The sequence below is a fragment of the Glutamicibacter sp. MCAF14 genome, from assembly GCF_052114325.1.
Lineage (GTDB): Bacteria > Actinomycetota > Actinomycetes > Actinomycetales > Micrococcaceae > Glutamicibacter > Glutamicibacter arilaitensis.
In genome coordinates this window covers 1-17,044 of sequence record NZ_JBFREO010000005.1, presented here as the reverse complement: position 1 = coordinate 17,044, position 17,044 = coordinate 1, and the positions used below count along the sequence as shown (strand labels likewise).

General features: G+C 57.5%; 29 protein-coding genes. 26 read left to right on the top strand and 3 right to left on the bottom strand.

The window, feature by feature from the left end; translation table 11 throughout:
- Positions 1–8: 8 nt before the first annotated feature.
- Positions 9–1,433: a phosphomannomutase/phosphoglucomutase gene (locus AB4Y71_RS12075; protein WP_441720661.1), complete on the bottom strand. Its 1,425-nt coding sequence runs from the start codon at positions 1,431–1,433 to the stop codon at positions 9–11.
- A gap of 176 nt (positions 1,434–1,609) precedes the next feature.
- Between AB4Y71_RS12075 and AB4Y71_RS12070 the strand changes: the two genes are divergently transcribed.
- Both AB4Y71_RS12070 and AB4Y71_RS12065 read left to right on the top strand, forming a co-directional pair.
- Positions 1,610–3,730, top strand: a complete 2,121-nt coding sequence (locus AB4Y71_RS12070; protein WP_441720659.1) for a RecQ family ATP-dependent DNA helicase — start codon at positions 1,610–1,612, stop codon at positions 3,728–3,730.
- 30 nt (positions 3,731–3,760) lie between these two features.
- Positions 3,761–4,669, top strand: coding sequence for a hypothetical protein (locus tag AB4Y71_RS12065; protein ID WP_417364260.1), 909 nt, complete (start codon positions 3,761–3,763; stop codon positions 4,667–4,669).
- Between the two features lie 510 nt (positions 4,670–5,179).
- On the opposite strand, the gene AB4Y71_RS12060 is transcribed toward AB4Y71_RS12065, so the two are convergent.
- On the bottom strand, positions 5,180–5,593 hold the full coding sequence (locus tag AB4Y71_RS12060; protein ID WP_441720656.1) for an ImmA/IrrE family metallo-endopeptidase: 414 nt from the start codon (positions 5,591–5,593) through the stop codon (positions 5,180–5,182).
- Between the two features lie 29 nt (positions 5,594–5,622).
- The gene (locus AB4Y71_RS12055; protein ID WP_441720654.1) at positions 5,623–6,132 is read right to left on the bottom strand and encodes a helix-turn-helix domain-containing protein; all 510 of its coding nucleotides are present in this window, start codon (positions 6,130–6,132) and stop codon (positions 5,623–5,625) included.
- A gap of 233 nt (positions 6,133–6,365) precedes the next feature.
- Here AB4Y71_RS12055 and AB4Y71_RS12050 point away from each other — a divergent pair, with 233 nt between their 5' ends.
- From AB4Y71_RS12050 to AB4Y71_RS11935, 24 genes are all read left to right on the top strand, one after another.
- Positions 6,366–6,641 (top strand): helix-turn-helix domain-containing protein, encoded by a 276-nt coding sequence (locus AB4Y71_RS12050; RefSeq protein WP_441720652.1) that lies wholly within the window; start codon positions 6,366–6,368, stop codon positions 6,639–6,641.
- On the top strand, positions 6,638–7,366 hold the full coding sequence (locus AB4Y71_RS12045; protein WP_441720651.1) for an antA/AntB antirepressor family protein: 729 nt from the start codon (positions 6,638–6,640) through the stop codon (positions 7,364–7,366). Before AB4Y71_RS12050 ends, AB4Y71_RS12045 begins: the two co-directional genes overlap by 4 nt.
- Positions 7,363–7,599, top strand: a complete 237-nt coding sequence (locus AB4Y71_RS12040; protein ID WP_441720649.1) for a helix-turn-helix transcriptional regulator — start codon at positions 7,363–7,365, stop codon at positions 7,597–7,599. The genes AB4Y71_RS12045 and AB4Y71_RS12040 overlap by 4 nt, the downstream gene beginning before the upstream one ends.
- 177 nt (positions 7,600–7,776) lie before the next feature.
- On the top strand, positions 7,777–8,454 hold the full coding sequence (locus tag AB4Y71_RS12035) for a hypothetical protein (RefSeq protein WP_441720647.1): 678 nt from the start codon (positions 7,777–7,779) through the stop codon (positions 8,452–8,454).
- Positions 8,455–8,462: 8 nt separating this feature from the next.
- The gene (locus AB4Y71_RS12030) at positions 8,463–8,948 is read left to right on the top strand and encodes a hypothetical protein (RefSeq protein ID WP_441720645.1); all 486 of its coding nucleotides are present in this window, start codon (positions 8,463–8,465) and stop codon (positions 8,946–8,948) included.
- The gene (locus AB4Y71_RS12025; RefSeq protein ID WP_441720643.1) at positions 8,945–9,274 is read left to right on the top strand and encodes a hypothetical protein; all 330 of its coding nucleotides are present in this window, start codon (positions 8,945–8,947) and stop codon (positions 9,272–9,274) included. The genes AB4Y71_RS12030 and AB4Y71_RS12025 overlap by 4 nt, the downstream gene beginning before the upstream one ends.
- Complete coding sequence (locus AB4Y71_RS12020; protein WP_441720641.1) at positions 9,271–9,633, top strand: hypothetical protein; 363 nt, start codon at positions 9,271–9,273, stop codon at positions 9,631–9,633. Before AB4Y71_RS12025 ends, AB4Y71_RS12020 begins: the two co-directional genes overlap by 4 nt.
- Before the next feature lie 104 nt (positions 9,634–9,737).
- Entirely contained in the window at positions 9,738–9,971 is a 234-nt protein-coding gene (locus AB4Y71_RS12015; protein ID WP_441720640.1) for a hypothetical protein, read from the top strand.
- A 2-nt stretch (positions 9,972–9,973) separates the two neighbouring features.
- On the top strand, positions 9,974–10,192 hold the full coding sequence (locus tag AB4Y71_RS12010) for a hypothetical protein (RefSeq protein ID WP_441720638.1): 219 nt from the start codon (positions 9,974–9,976) through the stop codon (positions 10,190–10,192).
- 2 nt (positions 10,193–10,194) lie between these two features.
- Entirely contained in the window at positions 10,195–10,722 is a 528-nt protein-coding gene (locus tag AB4Y71_RS12005) for a single-stranded DNA-binding protein (RefSeq protein WP_441720637.1), read from the top strand.
- Positions 10,691–11,011 (top strand): hypothetical protein, encoded by a 321-nt coding sequence (locus AB4Y71_RS12000; RefSeq protein ID WP_441720636.1) that lies wholly within the window; start codon positions 10,691–10,693, stop codon positions 11,009–11,011. The genes AB4Y71_RS12005 and AB4Y71_RS12000 overlap by 32 nt, the downstream gene beginning before the upstream one ends.
- Before the next feature lie 67 nt (positions 11,012–11,078).
- Positions 11,079–11,303: a glutaredoxin-like protein NrdH gene (gene nrdH / locus AB4Y71_RS11995; protein ID WP_441721032.1), complete on the top strand. Its 225-nt coding sequence runs from the start codon at positions 11,079–11,081 to the stop codon at positions 11,301–11,303.
- Positions 11,300–11,665 (top strand): hypothetical protein, encoded by a 366-nt coding sequence (locus tag AB4Y71_RS11990; RefSeq protein WP_441720635.1) that lies wholly within the window; start codon positions 11,300–11,302, stop codon positions 11,663–11,665. The genes nrdH and AB4Y71_RS11990 overlap by 4 nt, the downstream gene beginning before the upstream one ends.
- A gap of 157 nt (positions 11,666–11,822) precedes the next feature.
- On the top strand, positions 11,823–12,590 hold the full coding sequence (locus tag AB4Y71_RS11985; protein ID WP_441720634.1) for a hypothetical protein: 768 nt from the start codon (positions 11,823–11,825) through the stop codon (positions 12,588–12,590).
- A gap of 171 nt (positions 12,591–12,761) precedes the next feature.
- Positions 12,762–13,094, top strand: coding sequence for a hypothetical protein (locus tag AB4Y71_RS11980; protein ID WP_441720633.1), 333 nt, complete (start codon positions 12,762–12,764; stop codon positions 13,092–13,094).
- A 189-nt stretch (positions 13,095–13,283) separates the two neighbouring features.
- Entirely contained in the window at positions 13,284–13,685 is a 402-nt protein-coding gene (locus AB4Y71_RS11975; RefSeq protein ID WP_441720631.1) for a hypothetical protein, read from the top strand.
- Positions 13,686–13,761: 76 nt separating this feature from the next.
- Positions 13,762–14,127, top strand: coding sequence for a hypothetical protein (locus AB4Y71_RS11970; RefSeq protein ID WP_441720629.1), 366 nt, complete (start codon positions 13,762–13,764; stop codon positions 14,125–14,127).
- Positions 14,128–14,248: 121 nt separating this feature from the next.
- Positions 14,249–14,512: a hypothetical protein gene (locus AB4Y71_RS11965; RefSeq protein WP_441720627.1), complete on the top strand. Its 264-nt coding sequence runs from the start codon at positions 14,249–14,251 to the stop codon at positions 14,510–14,512.
- Positions 14,509–15,009 carry an ead/Ea22-like family protein gene (locus tag AB4Y71_RS11960; RefSeq protein ID WP_441720625.1) on the top strand — a complete coding sequence of 167 codons (501 nt, stop codon included), beginning with the start codon at positions 14,509–14,511 and terminating at the stop codon, positions 15,007–15,009. The genes AB4Y71_RS11965 and AB4Y71_RS11960 overlap by 4 nt, the downstream gene beginning before the upstream one ends.
- A 309-nt stretch (positions 15,010–15,318) precedes the next feature.
- The gene (locus tag AB4Y71_RS11955) at positions 15,319–15,498 is read left to right on the top strand and encodes a hypothetical protein (RefSeq protein ID WP_441720623.1); all 180 of its coding nucleotides are present in this window, start codon (positions 15,319–15,321) and stop codon (positions 15,496–15,498) included.
- Positions 15,473–15,901: a hypothetical protein gene (locus tag AB4Y71_RS11950; protein WP_441720621.1), complete on the top strand. Its 429-nt coding sequence runs from the start codon at positions 15,473–15,475 to the stop codon at positions 15,899–15,901. Before AB4Y71_RS11955 ends, AB4Y71_RS11950 begins: the two co-directional genes overlap by 26 nt.
- Before the next feature lie 138 nt (positions 15,902–16,039).
- Complete coding sequence (locus AB4Y71_RS11945; protein WP_441720619.1) at positions 16,040–16,378, top strand: hypothetical protein; 339 nt, start codon at positions 16,040–16,042, stop codon at positions 16,376–16,378.
- Positions 16,375–16,713 carry a hypothetical protein gene (locus AB4Y71_RS11940; RefSeq protein WP_441720617.1) on the top strand — a complete coding sequence of 113 codons (339 nt, stop codon included), beginning with the start codon at positions 16,375–16,377 and terminating at the stop codon, positions 16,711–16,713. The genes AB4Y71_RS11945 and AB4Y71_RS11940 overlap by 4 nt, the downstream gene beginning before the upstream one ends.
- Positions 16,703–17,044 (top strand): hypothetical protein (locus AB4Y71_RS11935; RefSeq protein ID WP_441720615.1); only part of this gene is annotated, 342 nt, incomplete at its 3' end. The genes AB4Y71_RS11940 and AB4Y71_RS11935, both read left to right, overlap by 11 nt.

Below are 17,044 nucleotides of genomic sequence, written 5' to 3'. Positions count from 1 at the left end.
TCCCCTTGCTAGTTGGCGACGTTGGTTTCACGCACGATAGCCAAAACGGCATCGCGAATGGGCTCAATGATTTCTGCGGTGCGGCCTTCGCCGTTGAAACGCAGGAAAGGTTCGGTATTCGATGGGCGCAGGTTGAACCACCAGCTGCCATCGGATGCCGAAATGGTGGTGCCGTCCATGGTCAGCACGTCAACCGGCTGTCCCTCGAAGTGGGCAACAACCCGGGCAGTGGCCCCGGCCTTGTCCTCGACCTCGGAGTTGATTTCGCCGGTGGCGGCATATGGCTCGTACTCGGCGCCCAGCTCGGAGAGCGGCAGCTGCTGCTCACCCAAGGCAGCCAGCACATGCATGGCAGCAAGCATGCCGGTATCGGCATTGTAGAAGTCACGGAAGTAGTAGTGAGCGGAATGCTCACCACCGAACACCGCACCCTGGGTGGCCATCTCGGCCTTGATGAAGGAATGGCCCACGCGGGTCATCACCGGGGTTCCGCCAGACTTGGTGACAAATTCAGGCACAGCCTTGGAAGTGATCAAGTTGTGGATGATGACCGGTGACTGCTCGCCTGCTGCCTGTACCCGGGCGATTTCGCGCACGGCGACCAAAGCAGTGATCGCTGAAGGCGATAGCGGCAAGCCACGCTCGTCGATCACGAAGCAGCGATCGGCATCGCCGTCGAAGGCCAGGCCCAGATCGGCACCGTGTTCCAGCACTGCGGCCTGCAGGTCCTTGAGATTTTCCGGCTCCAGCGGGTTGGCTGGGTGATTTGGGAAGGTGCCGTCCAGCTCGAAGTACAGCGGGACGATTTCCAGCGGCAATCCTGGTAAGACGGTATCGCCGAGAACTGCCGGAGTAGTCAGGCCACCCATGCCGTTTCCGGCATCTACGACGATCTTCAGCTGGCGCATGGAGGACAGGTCCACCAGCTCTCGCAGGTAGGCCGCGTAGTCGGCAAGGACATCGCGCTCGCTGATGCTGCCCTGCAGGACATCGCCGGAGACCGGAAGCCCCTCGTCCAGGTACTGCTGGGCCACGTCGCGGATATCGAACAGGCCGGTAGCCGAAGAAATCGGGCGTGCGCCGGCCTTGGACATCTTGATGCCGTTGTACTGGGCTGGATTGTGGCTGGCGGTGAACACCACGCCAGCGGCATTGAGCTTGCCCGAAGCGAAGTACAGCTCGTCGGTGGAAATCAATCCGAGCATGATGATGTTTGCCCCGCGGTAAGTGGCGCCACGGGCGAAGGCCTGGGCGAACTCACCCGACGAGGGACGCATGTCGCCGCCAACCAGTACGTCCTTGCCGGACAAGGACAGCACATCGACAAAGGCTGCGCCGATAGCCTCGATTGCCTCGGCATTCAGGTTTTCGCCAACTACGCCGCGTACGTCGTAGGCCTTAAAGCTCTGTTTAAGATCAATTTCTTCACTCACGCCTTTCAGCCTACCGGTTTGACTGATTCAATTCATTGAGAACTAGGCGATTATGGATGGGAAATGCCTAACATTTCAGCTTAATCACTCACTTCGCATCGCGCCTTGCCGCTGCACATCCACATTTAGCGGTTGCTGCGTACTAAAACGTGGGCGGGAACTGAAATACTGGTGGCATGGATGGCTCAACGCAAGTGAATCTGAAAACGCTAGCGCTGCAAAAACTGCGCGCACTGGTGCAAAACCCCGACGCCCAGTTTCACGACGGCCAGTATGAATCGATTAGCGCCCTAGTAGCCGAACGCCGTCGTGCCCTGGTGGTGCAACGCACCGGTTGGGGCAAGTCCGCGGTGTACTTCATCGCTTCGCTGTTGCTGCGCGAACAGGGATATGGCCCAACCTTGATTGTTTCGCCTTTGCTCGCCTTGATGCGGGACCAGGTTGCAGCCGCGGAACGCGCGGGCGTGAGGGCTGCGGCAATCAATTCAGCCAATGTGCTCGAATGGAGGGAAATTCTCGAAAAGCTGCAGCGCGATGAACTCGATGTACTACTGGTTTCTCCCGAGCGCTTGAACAATCCTTCCTTCCGCGAGCAGCAGCTGCCGATGCTGATGCAGCGTTTGGGTCTGTTGGTAATCGATGAAGCGCACTGCATTTCCGACTGGGGCCATGATTTCCGTCCCGATTACCGCCGCATCCGCGATCTGATTGCCCAGTTGCCTAAGGGGCTGCCAGTTTTGGCGACTACCGCAACTGCGAACAGCCGAGTTGTTCAAGACGTTGCCGAACAGCTGGGCGGAGGCACCGAGGAGGTCTTCACCCTGCGTGGCACACTGGCCCGCGACTCGCTGCGCCTTGGCGTTTTGCGTTTGGCCTCGCCGCGCATGCAGTTGGCTTGGCTGCTTAGCCATATCAAGGATTTCAAGGGATCGGGCATCATCTACACCTTGACGGTATCTGCCGCTGAGGACATCGCCCGATTGCTTAAAGATGCCGGCCATGAAGTTGCCGCTTACACCGGGCGCACCGATCTAGAAGAACGCGAACGTCTCGAACAGGCGTTGAAGAACAATGAAGTCAAAGCCTTGATTGCCACCAGTGCCCTGGGCATGGGCTTTGACAAGCCTGACCTTGGATTCGTCTTGCACGTCGGTGCGCCCAGCTCGCCGGTGGCTTACTACCAGCAGGTGGGCCGTGCTGGACGTGGAAGCATCAATGCAGATGTTCTGTTGTTGCCCGGTCCGGATGACTCCGAAATCTGGGAATACTTCGCCACCAGCTCCATGCCCGATCAGGTTCGCGCCACGCAGGTGCTCGAAGCTTTGACTCGGGCTAACGGCGCGATGAGCGTCCCGGCCTTGGAAAGTGCGGTGAATCTTCGCCGCTCGCCACTTGAATTGCTGCTGAAAGTTCTGGCGGTGGACGGTGCCGTGGAGCGCGTCGCCGGAGGTTGGATGCGTACCGATATGCCTTGGGTCTACGACGCTGACCGCTATAAGCGAGTGGCGCAAAGCCGAATCCACGAACAAAATCTCATGGTCAGCTACGAGAACACTCGCGGATGCCGCATGCAGTTCCTGACTGATGCCCTAGATGACCCGAAGTCAGCTCCATGCGGCCGTTGCGATAATTGCGCTGGCGTTTGGTTTGATGACCATATCCCTGATGATTCGAAGGACAGCGCGCAGGCAGCACTTGGCCGAGTGGGAGTTCCCATTGAGCCACGCAAACTCTACCCATCGGGTTTGGACCGCTTAGGTCATACCCTCAAGGGCAAAATTCCAGTTGATGAGCAGGTCGCTACCGGCAGAGCGCTTGCCCGCTTAACCGACTTGGGGTGGGGCAATCGTTTGCGCCAGGTATTTGCCGATCCCACCGACAACCCGATCGACAAGGCCATGTTTGATGCTTGCGTCAAGGTGCTGGCCGAATGGAACTGGGAAGAACGTCCGGTGGGTGTGGTGGCCATGCCATCGAATAAGCGCCCTCAGCTGATCACTTCCCTTGCCCAGGGATTAGCGGAAGTCGGACGGCTGCGTTATCTGGGGCAGCTCGCATATCGTGCTGGTGGACCGCAGAATGGTCCGGGTGGAAACTCTGCGTTCCGTGTCGCTGCCGTTGCGGATGCTTTTGAACTTCCACCGCAGCTTGAAGAACTCATTGCCAATGCACCGGGTCCGGTGCTGCTGGTCGATGATTTGGTGGATTCCCGTTGGTCTATGGCAATGGCCGGCAGGGCATTGCGGATAGCTGGCGCACCCGGTGTTATGCCTTTCACTTTGGGCGTAGCAGGGTAATCGCACAGTTAAACAAAGTAGTCTGGAGGTATGGAGATTATCATCTGGCTCGTTGTCCTCATTGCAGTGATTGCCCTGGGCTACTTCGGTCTGCAAGCGCTTCGCAAGAAGAACACTGCGCAAATCGCTGAAGCGATTTCCCGTGAGGCGGCGCAGGAGGCAAATGCGAAGCTGGATGATGCTTCACGCAATTCGGTGTACCGCAATTTGGCCAAGGGCGATGTCATGGGTGCGGTTAAGGATTTCCGGGCCGCTACCGGTGAGTCGGTCAAGAATTGCGTGATCGCTGTACGCAGTCTTGATAAGTATCCGCAGTCCGCTCCTGCCAAGGAACTGCCCAGCGATGACGCGCAGATTAAGGCCTTGAGCGACAAGCTCGAGGCTCAGGTTGAGCGCGAAGACCGCGAAGCGGCTGGTGCTGCTGATGCGACACCAGCATCTGCTGATGATACTTGGGTCGTTCCCCAAGAATGGAGCGAGCAGTTTGGGTCCTTGGAGGAACCAAGCGCAACGCATTTCAAGATGGCATTTGAGCTTGATGGCGAGAGCCGCGAATTTTCCAGTGAGCAGTTGCCACCGAATGAATACGACCAGCTGTTCTCGATGTTGCGTGACTCGAACTTTGAAGAAGCGGCAAAGATTCTGCATGGTTACACCGATCTGCCGGTTGACGACTTGGAGCGCATGATTGCGGCTTCTCCGATGTCTGGGGCTAACGCCAACGGCAATGTTGCAGATTTCCGTTTCGAAGGCCAAGGCCCAGATGGGCCAGTGCACTTTGATGCCGCTGAACTTCCGGAATCCGAACGCGAAGCGCTCTTCGACGCAATCGCTGATACTGATCTGGATCGCATGTCGGAAATTATTGTTCGCCATACTTCGCTGCCAGAAGATATCGTGCAGAACATGCTGCGATCTTTCGTGAAGCGCGACGACTAGAACCAATAACGATGAGCCGCTTGAACCCGCTGAAATTCCGTGGATTCGAGCGGCTTTTTCGATCCCGGAAAGTATCTGGAACGGCTTCCTTCGCGGTGGTGAGTCGCGTGTAGCGACGCGGACAGCCAGCGGTAAAAGCTAGCTGGGGCTGTCCCGCAGTAAGCACATTAACATGTCGCTTCGGTGTAGCTACTGGAACCTTGCTCGCGTTCTGTGCTGGTTCTGCTGCCTGCGTGCTGGGGAATGGCGATCGGAATGTTTGCGTGCCTCGGAGACGGTATTTCGCCATGATCCTGCCAGAAGAGATGAAGCCGGGGGATACACCTGTCCCGGTGGGGTCATTTCGTGACTAAGACGCAAAAAAACCCCTAGATGACTAGGGGTTTTTCGCGGACACGGGGGGATTTGAACCCCTTATGCTTGCACTGATTCTATGCGGATCTGCCTGTTTTGCGATGCGTAATAGCGCGAACATAGTGCAAGGCGGTGCAATAGACGGAATGCCTTGTGTCACCATGACACATCGCAGGAAATCGTCACGCCGCTCTCGCGTAACAATTCAACTTCCAGTTCACTTAGGCTCCGCAGTCGATCTTCCAGCACCAGATCAGTGACGTGCAATTCCTCCGCGAGCGTGGCCAGATCCACTTGCTCGAATAACGCGAGCGACGGCCATGGCACAAGCAAGTGCGCAGTCTCAGTGCGCACTCTGCGCTCAACCTTCGGCACCTGGCAATCGTCGTGCTCGTACTGCAGGTGGATCAGTTCGTGCGTGAGTACGCAACGGCGTTCACGAGCGGTCAGGCGCTCGTCCAGCCATATTGTTTTGATGCCGTCCGTTGCGCCTGGCTTACCGTCCGGCATTCGAACGTGATGTATCTCGATCCACGGATTGGCCCCAATGACATTCCAAGGGTCAAACATGAGCACAGCCTATAGGCCGGGTAGGACACTTAGTCCTGAGGGTCTTCGCCCAGATCGTCATACTGGCTGGATTCCATGCGTAGCGGTGGGTGGGCGGCGTGGGGTAGGGCTTCGTTGAACTCTGGTCGCAACGGTGTGACGTTGCTTCGTGGTTCGCGGAGCTTGCGCAGTTCTGCATTGCGCTGGTGAAACCTGAAGGTCAATTCTGCAAGGAGCTCTTCGTCGCTCAGGTCTGACACGTAACGTGGGCGTTCCTTTCCCCATGGGTCTACTTCCACGTCTTCCAGGGTCACTTCGTCCGGGGTCTTGGTGGAGGCCAGGAGTCTGGTGATTCTGTGCATGTCCCAGTTCAATGCGTCGCTGATCGCTTTGAGGGTGGTGGACTGTGGCCACGTTTCGCCGTGCTCGAAGGAATGGAGGGTCCGGAGGGAGACGCCGCTTTCCTTGGCCAGCTTTGGGCGGGACATGCCTAGGGCGGATCGCGCTTCGGTGACTAGCTTGCCGATGCGCTTCTGCAGTTGTTGTTCTTGATAGCTCATGGGTTTAGTTTCGTCCGAACTTTTTGTGTAGGTAAATGCGCTCAAAACCTAGTGTAGGGAACTTTCCTGCGTATAAAAGGCGTAAGAGTGTGAAGTTTATTCTCGTGTCTGACATGGCTTAATGCACTTATCTGCACTTTCCTACACCTCTGCTTGTTGACTTCCTGCACTTTCCTACATAGTCTTAGTGCATGAACAAGAAACATCAGGGGCGCCCGATCAAGGAGCGCGAAGTGACAAACACCAGAGAGCGCATCGGGTTGACCTTGCGCACCCTCCGCTTGTGCCACGGGATGACCGGTGAGGCCATGGCGGCGGCAATGAAGGTTAGCCCGTCGATGTACGACCACTACGAGGCGGGGCGACGAGCGATCACTTGGGATCGTGTGCAGCGTGCCGCTTGGTGGCTCGACATACACAGTCAGCTGACGATCCAGCCGGAGGCCATCGCACTGCCTAGTGAGTGCGGAGTAGCAGAACTAACAATCGTTGAAGGAGTAGCAGCATGAGCAACGTACTGATTCCGATTCAGGAGCACGAAGGCAAAACCGCAGTATCTGGTCGCGACTTGCACGCATTCTTGGAAGTCAAGACACCGTACAAGGATTGGTTCCCACGCATGGTCGATTACGGGTTTGTGGACGGACAGGACTTTAGCTCAATTTTGAGCGAAAGCTCCGGTGGCCGACCGAGCATGAATCACGCGATGACTCTCGACATGGCTAAGGAACTGTCGATGATCCAGCGCACCGATAAGGGTAAGCAAGCTCGGCAATACTTCATTGAAGTAGAGAAGCGCAAGAGCGTCGCACCCACCGGGCCGGAGCTCCTGGCCTTGGCTGTCGTAGAAGCCCATCAGGTTATCGAAGCCGCTCGCAACAAGGTCGCTGAGCTGACACCCAAGGCTGAAGCGTTCGACGCATTGCTTTCAACCGCTGGGGATTACAGCGTAAATGAAGCCGCGAAGGTTCTGGCTCGTGATCACAACATCCAGATTGGTGAAGGGCGACTGCGTAAGAAGCTCGAAGACTGGGGCTGGATTTATCGCCACTCAGGTAAGCCCCGCGCCAAGCAGGCCCAGGTTGATCTTGGGCGCATGACCGAGAAGGCCCGGTGGCATTACCACCCGGAGACTGCGGAGAAGGTTCTTGATACTCCGCAGGTTCGGCTTACTGCGAAGGGCATCGACGCAATTCGGAAGCGGATGCTGGCTCCGCTGGCGGTGGCAGCTTGACGGAAGAAGATTTCCTGACGGTGGTCGAACTAGCCGACAAGTTGAAGTGCTCGATTAGCACGGTGCAGAACAACGTGCGGAAGAAGAAGTGGCCGCATAAGAAATTTGGTCCGCGGATCATCCGGTTCACTCCGGAACATGTGGAACAGATCGTGGACATGGCAGAGGTTCCGGTCCGTGAGGAAAAGGAAAAGCCGCTAACCATCAAAGAGATGGTTTCGCGACTCAATTAGAAGCTTTGCTACTTGGCGGTTCCAAAGCGTTCGTTATTTAGGAGTTTACATGAAGAAGTTCATGAAGCAATTCGAGGGGTTGCGTTTGACCTCTCGTGGTGAGTGGGTGTTTGTGCTCAGCTTCGCGTTTGCGTGTGGTGGCACTGTGCTTCTCACTGATGTATTGGGGCGTGTGGCATGAGTGATCTGCAGCAGGAGCGCGTTGAGGCGTTGAAGCGTTTGCGTGAACCGTTTGAGCCTGGGGCGATTGGCAAACTGCCGAAGCCGTACACCCGGGATTCTCGCAAGGGTAACTGTCAAGAGTGCGGTGGCTACCACGGCTTGCCGGCCATGCACCTGGACTTCGTTGGCCACGCAGCCCTGACCGACAGGTTGTTGCAGGTGGACCCGGAATGGTCTTGGGAACCCCTCTCATTCGATCCGGTTGGCCTTCCGCAGTTCGACGGGTACGGCGGGTTGTGGATCCGGTTGACCGTGTGCGGGGTGACTCGGCTCGGGTACGGGGATGCGCAGGGCAAGAACGGCGCCAACGCGATCAAGGAAGCTATCGGTGACGCTCTGCGCAATGCGGGGATGCGGTTCGGTGCGGCTTTGGATCTTTGGCACAAGGGCGACTTGTGGGAGGCGAAGGAGGCCCGGGGCGAGTTCGCTTCACCGGATACCGCCAGCCAGCCAGCGCAGTCGGTTCCGGCTCCGGGTGAGTCTCCTTTAGAGATTTTCCAAGCCCAGTTCAGCCAGGCAAAGGGCAACCCGAAGGCGCTTGAAGCCTTGAAGAAGTGGGCGCACAACTCGGGCGCACCAGACAGCATTATCGATCAGATCAATTCCGCGTTGTCGGAACTTGACGCAGCTTAGGAGTCATTGTGGACAACATTCAGAAGTTCATGGCAGCGGACATGCTGTCGAAGAAGGTCAGCGCTTTGCAGAAGTCGTTGAAGGCTGACGCGGAGACCGTGTTGGAGCCAGGGGACCGCAAGAGCGTGTCGTTCGATCTAGACGGCGAGAAGGTCGTGCTTGGTGCGATTACCCGCACGAAGCCTCGCACCACTTGGAAGGTCACTGACGAGGGTGCTTTGACGAAGTGGATTCAGGAGAACCACCCGGACAAGATCGAGATGATCCCGGTCCCGAAGGAATGGTTCGTGAAGTCTTTGCTGGATCAGGCCGCGGCGAATGGTGTTTCGGTGACTGATGACGGCGAGATGGTTCCGGGTATTGATTCGGTGACTGGAACCTCGTATGCGTCGGCTAAGCCGGAGAAGGATGCTGACGAGAAGTTGGCCCGGTTGGTTGCCGGCGGGGTTATACAGACTGCGGAGCTGTTGATGATTGAGGGTGAAGCAGCATGATCCGGGCAGTAGACATGGGAAGCGTGTTCGCGTTGGCCAGGTATGCGGCGGAGAAGGCTAAGCCGCTGGTGGAACAGGTTCCGGGTGGGTCACTGGAAGTGCATGCTCACATCGAGGACAAGTGGTTCAGTATTCCGTGGTCGGTGTCGATTTACATTCACCGGACGTTGAATTCCGGGACTCAAGGAAAGGCCTTGGCCCCGATGGTTATCCAGGAATCTCATTTGGTCACTACCGCGGACGTTGACTCGAAGATTCAAGCACTCCGCGAAATCGTAGAACATCAGTCGTGGCCGCTGGATGACTCCGAACAGGCCGCGGCATGAGCCTGGATACTCTCAACCCCGTGAACGTGGAATCGCGGATCCGGGACATTAGCGCCCGGATCGCGAACTCCGCAAGTGTCTGCAACACCCGTTACGAAACGTTCCTCGACGCTGATCGAAACTACGATCAGGCTTTCGCTCGGGCGTATATGGGACACGAAGGGCCGGCGCATGAGAAGAAGTACGCTGCGGAGCTGGAAACAGAGGCGGAGCGTGCCGCCCGGGATGTTGCCGATGCCTCTTACCGGTACGCGGACAGGCTGGCGAAGGCGTTGGAGTCTGAGCTTCGGGCGTACCAGTCGATTGGTGCCAGCGTCCGAGCGATGTGGGGCGTCGCGGGGCGGGGTGAGGGCTCGTGAATCGGAAGCAGTTCGCGAAGTACCTGGCCCGGGATCAGCATTGCGTGTGCGGGTGCTTGGGCCGGGAGGACACATATATCCCTCAACACCGGGCAGGACGCGGAATGGGCGGGAGCAAGCTTCTCGACCGGCCGGCAAACGTCATCGTCATGTGCGCCGAGCTGAACGGGCTGATTGAGTCCAACGCTGATCTGGCCCAGCAAGCCCGAGTATATGGGTGGAAGTTGCATCGGTGGCAGATCCCGGAAGAAACCCCTGTTTATGACCGGGCCACTGGTGAGTGGTCCATCCTCGACAACGACTTCGGTCGGATGATTCAAGAACGAAAGGCGGCCTAGCCGTGGAAGAGAAAGAACCGCAGGTGCCGTTCGCGGTGCATTTGACCGATGGCAGGTCTCTGCATGGTGCTCCGGCGCCGTTGGGGGACGTTGTCAGCTTCTATGACTACATCGCAGACGAGACGGGGAAGCTCAAGTTCCCCGCTACTGACGGTCGCATGATCCTCGTTGCCGCTAAGCGAATCAACTACATCAGCTTCGAACTTCCAAAGGAGGCCTAATCATGGCGGGAGAAACTATTATCACGGTCATTGGAAATCTGACCGCGGATCCTGAGTTGCGTTTCACTCCGAGCGGTTCAGCGGTTGCGAACTTCACGATCGCGTCGACCCCTCGCACGTTTGATCGGCAGTCGAACGAGTGGAAGGACGGGGAAGGTTTGTTCCTCCGCTCGGCGGTGTGGAAGGAGGCCGCGGAGAACGTGGCCGAGTCGCTGACGAAGGGCATGCGCGTTATTGCCCAGGGACGGTTGAAGTCCCGCTCGTATGACACCAAGGAAGGCGAACGTCGCACCGTCATGGAGCTTGAAGTCGATGAAATCGGCCCATCGCTCCGTTTCGCGTCCGCCAAGGTCACCCGTACCCAGCGCTCCGGTGGAGGGAACTTCCAGCCACAGCAGGGCGGGTACAACCATCAGTCGGCGCCGCGTGGAGGCCAGAACGCTCCGGGCGGCGACCCGTGGAAGCAGGCGCAGGATGCCCCGCAGGGAGGTGGTTGGAATGGCCCAGGCAACGACGAGCCACCGTTCTGACCCGTGGGATCCAGCGCCGGTCGAAGTGCAGAACGTTGTAGGTCGCGAAGTGCCAGGATTCGGCAATAAGCGCACCTACCACGCACACGATGTGGCGTATCAGCGGATTGTCGGCATTACGGGGGCGATTGTTTCCCGGAAGCAGGGCGAGACGCAAACCCGGGTGCTGTTGGACCCGGACAAGATCCAGGGTCTGACGGACTTGGAGAAGTTGGTGTTGGCTGATCAGCAGCCTTCACCGTTCGGCGGGGTGGTGGCCGGCAATCAGGTCATCATCTACCGCGACTAACTAAATCACGAGAGGCAGCCCTGCAGGGGCGGGGTTGCCTTTCCTATACCCAAAAACAGGAGGGGCCATCATGGTCACGGTTTATTCGAAGCCGTCATGCGTGCAGTGCAACGCAACCTACATCGCATTGAACAAGAAGGGCATCCCGTTCAAAACGGTGGACATGTCGCAGGACTTGGAAGCTCTGGAAATGGTCAAGGGTTTGGGCTATCTGGAAGCGCCAGTGGTGGTCACTGCTGACGATCACTGGGGTGGTTTCCGCCCGGACAAGATCGAGGGGCTGGCGGCATGAGTGTCTTTCAAGCTGTTTGGCCGGTCTTGGATACGGATATTCCGTACGAGGATTTGAAGGCTGAAGCGATCGAGGATTTGCCGAAGGTAGCACGCAGGCACAACGTGATCACGATCGGGGAGCCGAAGGCGTTTGTGCGTTTGGGTAAGGACGTTCCTGGTGTCGGTGATGCGACGTTGGTTGTGGTTGTGGAATCGCCGGTTGCGGAGGTGCCGCAGGCTCGGCTTGTTGATCCGAAGTATGCGCGAGCTTGTGACCGTTGCGGTGTGGAGAAGGCTGTTACTCATGGTGTTGACGAGTATTTCTGCAAGGACTGCAAGAGCTACGTGAAGGCTGACGGCTGGTTGGAGAATGCATCGTGAGCTTTTGCAAGAAGTCTTGCTGTTGGACTCCGTTCCAGGTGTGCGCGACCAAGAAAGAATGCGGTTGCCATACGAGTGAGCGGCCGGTTTATGAGCGGCTCACATTCGATGAAATCTCTCGGGCCAATGCGGTCCTTCAGCTGAAGGGGCGAAGCCGATGATAACCATCGACGGGCAACTGAGCATCTTCGACCTGCTGGAACCGACACCGAAGCGCGAAGCACCTCACAACTCAGGCGCTTCTTACGAGCTCCCTAACCCATGCCCAGCCTGTGGAGAGAAATCACCATCAGATTACATGGCTGACTCGAACCACTGCGCAATGCCAGCGGACAGGGCAAAGTTCGGTCACGACGTTTGCATTTCCATGAATCTGAAACTCAACCACCTGCACCACGCGATAGCGCGGGCTGGCAGGAAGTGGGATGAAGATACGTCCTGCTGCTGGTCAAAGGATGACTTGCATGGCAAGGCGGTGAAGAAGGCGAATCGTAAGCAGTGGTTGGATCATGCACGCGACGAGTACAAGAAGTGCTTGAAGCGGTGGTCTTTGCATTTGCCGTCGCTGGAAGGATCACTTACAGAGTTCTTGGAACGGTACGGGGTGACTCGTACAGAATTCACCGAGGGCCTAGTGCTGCCTAAGCCTGCACAGCCACCGTTCAAGGTCAGCATCAACGTTTGGCAGGATACGCGTTGTGGCTGGTGCGGGAAGTCATCGACCATTGGTGGGTTTGCCACTCGGCACCGTGACCATGAGGACATCAGCATCTACGGCGATTACTGCACCAAATGCTCGGACAAGTATGGCGATCCGAGGCTCAACGATATTGAGCTGGTCGTGAATCTTGACCCGGCCCCAGGTAAGCATGGAGGCCATGAGGAAGATATAGCGGAGTCAATCAAGAGGTGGAATTCCCGGTGACCCGCTTGCCGCGGTGCCCGTGCGGGAAAGTATGGGCACCCACACGCCAACAAGCGGAACGTCTACGCATGTTCATCAGTGACTACAAAGGCGAAAGCCTGAAAGTTCAGTACTACATGTGCCAGTACGGTGCATGGCACTGGACACGACAACAACTATGGAGGAATCAAAGTGGCCTGGTTCAACGCCGATGACCGGATGCACTCTCACCCGAAGGTGAGAGCTGCAGGTTTGGAATCGATCGGTTTATGGCTCGTTTCCGGCACGTATTGCACCGACTATTTGACCGATGGCGCAGTACCGGAATGGTTCGTCATGTCATGGCCGAAAGGCAAGGCTTTGGCCGGGAAACTGGTCACCGCTGGCCTTTGGGAAACCACAGCCGACGGGTGGCAGTTCCTTTCATGGACTGAGTACCAGCGAACGAAAGAGCAGGTCATCGAGGAAAAGCGGAAGGCAGCCGAGCGGATGCGGAAAGCCCGAGAAAAGAACACTGAAAAGTGAACGTTCGCCGTTCGTTCGCCCGAACACACACCGAACATGCTTTGTTCGTTCGGGACGGGTTCAACAGCCCAAGACCAAGACCAAGACCAAGTACTTATACTCACCTCAGTCTCATGGGCTTAGTACTTAAAATCCGTGGTTAGAAATCATCATGTCGTTACGTCCGTAACGCGTGGGGGAGGAGACGGAATGATGAATGAAATCAATCCAAAAAATCAGATCACCGAACTGCAGTCTCGACAGCTGGCTGCGTTCATTCATTCGATCCGCCCGGATTGGGAGGTGGCTGGGGTGCATAAGGCTTTGGGGTATGCCAGGGGGCGTGGTGGTGTGGATGCTTTGGCGGTGGCTGCGGTTCGTGCGGCGATGGTTCCGGGGAATCGTACGCCGGCGGTGATTGGTCAGTCTGGTGCTCATTGGGTTGGTGCTCATGTGGAGCGGCAGGGGCCGGCGCGGGAGGTGCATTGTGTGGAGCATGATGTTCCGGAGTCTCGGTGTAAGAAGTTTCATCAGCGGGTGGGTCCGCCTGATTGGTGGGGTGACTTCCGTAAGGGCAAGGCAGGGCCACCGATAGTGCAGGATGGTGCATGATGGGTGGCAGGTCGCCCGGGAGTGTTTTAGGCGCTTAGAAACGATTCTGAGCGGTTCAACTATTTAGGAGTTTTTGATGGGACGTAGTTTGCGGTCGGCGAAGAACGCTGGCACGAGGTTTGAGCGCGTTACGGCGGATTATCTCGCTAAGGCGTTGGATGATGACGGGATTGACCGTCAAGTCAAAACCGGTGCGCTGGATTTAGGGGATGTGCGTGGGGTGAAGATTTGGGGCCAACCTGTGGCGATTGAGTGCAAGGACGTTGCGACGATGGCGCTACCGGCGTGGTTGCGTGAAGCGGAGTTGGAGCGTGGCAACAAGGATGCTCTGGCTGGCGTAGTGGTCCACAAGAAGCGTGGCACTGGGGATCCTGGCTCGCAGTACGTGACGATGTCGCTGAAAGATTTTGCGGCGTTGCTGGCTGGTGCTCGTCCGGAGTAGTTTTTGCGCCCGGAAACTTCTTGCACTGTTCCGCATTTATATAGTGCGAAACAGTGCAAGGGTTGGTATGGTTGGTAGTGCTAACAAGATTGCCGGGGTTGCCTGGCAAGGAGAGGAAATCATGAGCAGGATTCTTTTGGTCGGTGTGGCTGTTTTGGCCTTGGCTGGTTGTGCGCCGGCTGACCGCGTAGCGGACACGGCACCTGTCACCGCCGACGAGGTGAAAGCCTCAATGTTCGGCACTAGCCCCGAGTTCGAACAAGACTTACGCGAATGCCTTGAAGCCCACCCGATCCCAACGGATCACACGCCAGACCACCCAGCATCCTTGCCGTTGGCGGAGTGCGTGGCAGACGTGTACGCAGCCCACGGCGGTGCGAAATGACCATCAACCTGGATACCCTGCGCAAGATTGCTGAAGCCGCAACTCCTGGACCGTGGGAGACGCTTGGTGGTCAAGGACCATTCGGAACGCACGCTGTGTGTCACCGCATGGAGCAGGGAACGCTTGTTGAAATCGCGTACCGTGATGCGCATTTCGACAAAATCAACGCTGTGCACATCGCCACGTTTGACCCGCCTACCGTGCTCGCGCTCCTGTCCCGTGTCGAAAAGGCGGAGCGTTCCTGCCGGTTGCTTGGAACAATCATCGAGCGTGACGGTAAGAACCTTGTTGAACTGACCAACTCGCAGGACATCATCCCGGAGGACGGAGATGGCGACTGGGAAGTTGTGTGGGAGCGGGCGCAAGAAATGAAGGACCGCCTCGAACAGGCTGAGCAGGCTGTAGGGAGGGTGCGGGAAGTGGCAGCAGGCTGGGCAACGAATGACCGCCCTTTCCGTGAAGCACTCCTCCGCGCCCTGGACGGTGATCAGGCATGACCGTCGTTGGACTCTCAGCGCAGGCCATCGCCTACGGAGGAAAAGACCACCCGTGGGACCCGTCAGACCTGCAGCGCTGCTTGAACTACATCGACTCATGGAACATCGACACCCCCACGCTACGCAAACGCATGGCAGGCAGGTCCGTGGCTTGGGATCGACTGCTCCCAGAGTGGGACAAAATCGTGTCACTGTTCCGGCAGGAAATCGAAAATCAAGGGACGTGGTGGAGTGCGCCGCGCACTTATCAAGAGATGAAACGCATTCTTGCCGACGGCGTAGCCTGCGATTCGTGCGATTCGACAGGGCGTGGAACTGAATGCGCCAAGTGCAAGGGCACTGGCCGGCGATCAGGTGGCCGATGCAGGGCTGAACCTTGCTACGGCGGCGCTGACTTCTGTGGCAGCTGCCGAGGACATGGGTACACCGACCGTATGGCACGAACCAACCAAGGAGAAAACAAATGATCAACAAGACTTTCAACAGTGACAGCACCGACGGACTGGCGCTGGAAGTAGGCAGGAACGGTGAACTCCCGTGGCTGAACATCAGGGAGTTCGACCTTGAAAACACCATGTTCATGCTCGCCCCGTCTGATGCTCCTGCACTTGCCCTCGCAATCCTCGAAGCGGCGGGGTGGCCGGAGCGAGAGTCGACGAGCGTAACCCGCACGATCCTTTCCGACTTGAGCCGCGTTGTTGAGTTCCAAGAACGCGCCACCGCCGAAGCCAAAGAACAAGCCGAGCTGGAAGCCGAAGCGCTGGAACTGTTCAACGCTCAACGGAAGCATCAGCACTATCCCTTGGTCGAGGATTGGGATATGCAGCCAAGTTGCAAAGATACATGGCTCGCTGTTGCCCGTAAAGCGCGTGAGATTGGAGCAGGGAAGTGAAGCCCCGTTTCCACAAAGATCCACGGACATGCGCGCACATCAATGAGAACGTGTGCCGTACGTGCGACTTCGACGGATACTACGCCAACACCTACCCCGAATGCCCATGGAACGAACGCCAAGCGAAAGGCCAAACCAATGCCTAACCAGCCCTCGCTAAACCCGGACGCGCTCGCCAACCTGAGACTGCTGGCAGACCGAGCGACCGAGGAAGTACGCCACGCGGTCATTGAACCTGACATTCTGCATAAGCTACTCGACTTCGCCACCGCCCAGCCGGAAGTGAACAGCGTGGAAGAACTCGACCAGTTGCCACATGGGGTAATCGTCCTAGACGCGGATGATGACCCAATGATGTTGTCCCCGGATGGAGAGGGTAATGCCGATTGGGTAAGGTTCTATGACCCCATCTGGTACGGCTCCGACCATGTTGCCCTCCCCGCCCGTGTCCTATACCGCCCGGCGGTGAAGTCATGAACATCCAAGAAATCCTCGAAGCGCACACGGTCAAGCGCCCGTGGAGTGAAGCCAGCCGTATGCGGTGCAAATGCGGTGACGTGGTTATTGCTGAGACGGAAGGTCAGCTGTACGCCCTGCACCGCGCTCATGTTGCCGAGGTGCTGGACAAGCACATGCAAGAACGAGAAGCCAATGCGGTTCGGGAGGCGGCGCGCTACATCGAACGCCTTTACCCGCGCAAGGGACTAATCAACCGCGCTGACTTGCTAGCAGATATTGAAATCGCGGCGGACAGGTTAGGGCGCGGAATCCACGCCAACGGACGAGATAAGAGGCCAGCCAATGGGCGCTAATGAGAAGCACGCTGCCACCTACCATGGAGTGAGCCACAACCCAGACACCGATTTGGTGCGAACCGTTTACGCGGGTGCAAGTCCTGTGCCGAGCTACGAAGATCGCGAGACCGCATTCAACTGCTGGCTTGAAACCGTGCGCGCCGAAGCGAAAGCAGAAGCGCTCGAAGAAGCCGCGGACACGCTGAACCCGGAACTGATCAACTACCGACGCGACGCAATGGAAGCACTAAGCCAGCCGATTAGACCCGCTGGCGGTGACAGCACCATGAGTCTCCAACTTGCTCTCGTCGCAGCAAATCGAACCGCCGTCTGGCTCCGTGCCCGCGCT